This is a genomic window from Pseudoxanthomonas sp. (assembly GCF_002863005.1).
Taxonomy (GTDB): domain Bacteria; phylum Pseudomonadota; class Gammaproteobacteria; order Xanthomonadales; family Xanthomonadaceae; genus Pseudoxanthomonas_A.
This window is the reverse complement of sequence record NZ_PKDG01000028.1, coordinates 1-2,660: the sequence shown is the minus strand read 5'-3', so window position 1 is coordinate 2,660 and position 2,660 is coordinate 1. Positions and strand designations below refer to the sequence as shown.

3 protein-coding genes are annotated in these 2,660 nt (G+C 67.9%); all 3 read right to left on the bottom strand.

What is annotated here, in order from left to right:
* Nucleotides 1-1,521 (bottom strand): methyl-accepting chemotaxis protein (locus tag CYU89_RS12595; protein ID WP_296281436.1); only part of this gene is annotated, 1,521 nt, incomplete at its 3' end.
* Nucleotides 1,522-1,736: 215 nt separating this feature from the next.
* On the bottom strand, nt 1,737-2,225 hold the full coding sequence (locus tag CYU89_RS12590; RefSeq protein ID WP_192267748.1) for a chemotaxis protein CheW: 489 nt from the start codon (nt 2,223-2,225) through the stop codon (nt 1,737-1,739).
* A 95-nt stretch (nt 2,226-2,320) separates the two neighbouring features.
* Nucleotides 2,321-2,660, bottom strand: a 340-nt coding sequence (locus CYU89_RS12585) for a methyl-accepting chemotaxis protein (protein ID WP_296281432.1), incomplete at its 5' end; no start/stop codon positions are given.

Here is a 2,660-nt window from a genome sequence, read left to right as displayed (position 1 = left end):
GGCCGACTCTGCGTTCTGGCGCACGGTGGAGGTCAGTTCCTCCATGGAGGCGGCGGTTTCTTCCAGGTTGGCGGCCTGCTGTTCGGTACGGCGCGAGAGGTCGTTGTTGCCGGCGGCGATTTCGCCGGCAGCGGTGTTGATGGAACCGGAGGCGTCCTGGATGCGGCCGACGATGTCGGTGAGCTGGGCGACGGTAGCGTTGGCGTCGTCGCGCATGGTGGCGAACACACCGTGGAAGTCGCCTTCCATGCGCGCGCTCAGGTCGCCTTCGGCGATGGCACGCAGCAGCGACGACAGCTGGGCCAGGTTGCGGTCGCTCGTCGCCATCATGGCGTTCAGGCCCTGCACCATCTGCAGGAAGTCGTGGCGGAAGCCGGCCTCGTCGCCGCGGGCGGTGAAGTCGCCGGCCGAGGCTGCCTGCGCCAGTCGCTTGATCTCCCCGTTGATGGCCAGCAGGCTCTGCTTGGCGGCGTCCATCGCCTCGTGCAGGAAGGCGCGGGTGCCCGGCAGGCGGCGCGCATCCTGGCTCAGGTCCCCGTTGGCGTAGCGCTCCAGGATGCCGATGGCATCGCGGAAGGCATCCAGGTGTTCGAACATCATGGTGTTGATGCCGGCAGCCAGTTCGCCGTACACGCCGGGAAAGTCCTCCGGCATGCGGTGGCGGATGTCCTCGGCGGCGTGCAGCCGGATCATGTCGCGCGTCTCGTGCGAGAAGCGTTCGAGCATGTGCACCATCGCATCGGTGGACTTCAGCATCTGCCCGATTTCGTCGCGGCCATGGTGGCCGGTGCGCACGCTCAGGTCGCCGCGCGACACGCCCTTGATGGCGGCCAGTGCGCGTGCGACCGGCTCCAGCACCGACTGGCCGATGACCCAGCCGATCGCCATGCTCAACAGCACCAGCACGCCGCCCGCGACGGTCATGATGAGGGTGAACTGCAATGCCTGCGCCTGCGTGTCGTCGATGTAGACGCCGGTGCCGATGACCCAGCCCCAGGGCTGGTACAGCGCCGCATACGATGTCTTGGGCACCGGATCCTCTTCGCCCGCCTTCGCCCAGCTGTAGTCGACATGGCCGCCGCCGGCGCGCGCGACGCGGACGAACTCGGGAAAGATGCGCTTGCCATCGGGGCTGAGCACGTCGTCCAGCGGCTTGCCGACCAGGTCGGGGCGGGTGGGGTGCATCAGCATGGTCGGCGCTTCGTCGGTGACGAAGAAGTAGTCCACGCCCTTGTTGGCCTGCATGGTCGCCAGGGTCGCGAGCGCGCGGGCCTTCGCATCGGCTTCATCGAGCCTGCCGTCCTTCGCTTGTTGCGCGTAACCCTCGATCACGCCCAGTGCCATCTCGGTCTGCGCTTTCAGGCCGGCCTGGCGCGTGCCGGTCAGGTCCAGGTACTGCATGCGGGCGGCGACGACGGCCAGGGCGATGGTGCCTGCCGCGACGACCGCGGTCTGGATGAGGAAGCGGCGCTTCAGGGGCAGCGAAGAGAGGGTGGCGGCAATGCGGGCAGTGAACGTCATGGCGATCTCGGACGACGGGCGATACAGGGGAGGGCGGGGCGCCGTGGCGTCCCAAAGGGGTTATCGGCCGGCGGGGGCGAATGTTCAGGCGCAGGCAGCGTTCTGCGACGGAGGACGCATCCGGGTCGGCAGCGGGCGCCGGAAACGCGAAGACCGCGGCCGGTGAGGGCCGCGGTCTCGGGAGAACATCACTGCGCCGGATGCCCGGCGACGGATCAGGCAGCCGCCTGTTCCGGCAGGGGCTGGCCCAGGTCAGCGCTGTCGATCAGCGTTTCGATGTCGAGCAGGATCAGCATGCGCTCGTCCACCGTGCCGATGCCGGAGATGAAACGGGTATCGACGCTGGCGCCGAACTCCGGGGTGGGACGGATCTGCTCGGCGTTCAGGGCGAGCACGTCCGAGACGCTGTCCACCACGATGCCGACCACGCGGTCCTCCACGTTCAGCACGATCATCACGGTGAAGGCGTCATAGCGCGCTTCCTTCAACCGCAGTTTCAGGCGCAGATCGATCACTGGCACGATGGTGCCGCGCAGGTTGATGACGCCCTTGATGTAGTCCGGTGCATCCGGCAGGCGCGTCACCGAGTCGTAGCCACGGATCTCCTGCACCTTCAGGATATCCACGCCGTAGTGCTCGTCCCCCAGGGTGAAACTGAGGAACTCGTCCGCGCTCGCCGCGGCCTGGGTCTTCTTGTCGCTCATTCGTCGGGCTCCTGTCGCAGCCGGTAAGGGGTGGGGTTCCCGGGACGGAACCGGTCAATGCCTAGATCGGCCCCGGGTGGGGTTTCTTTAGCGGGTCAGTAGGCGTGGGGTTCGGAGACCGTGCGGTGTGCGCCGCCGGCCGCGATGCGGGTGACGCGTTCCTGCACCAGGCGTGCGACCGTGCCGTGGCTGTCCAGGCGGAAGGTCGACACGGCGTCGCTCAGCGCATGCGCCTGCTCTTCCATGGCGCGGGCGGCGGCGGTGGCTTCCTCCACCAGCGCGGCGTTCTGCTGGGTGGTCTCGTCCATCTGAGTGATGGTCTGGTTGACCTGTTCGATGCCGGCCGACTGCTCCTGCGAGGCCGCCGAGATCTCGGCCATGATGTCGGTCACGCGCTGCACGCTGGCCACGATGTCGGCCATCGTCGCACCGGCC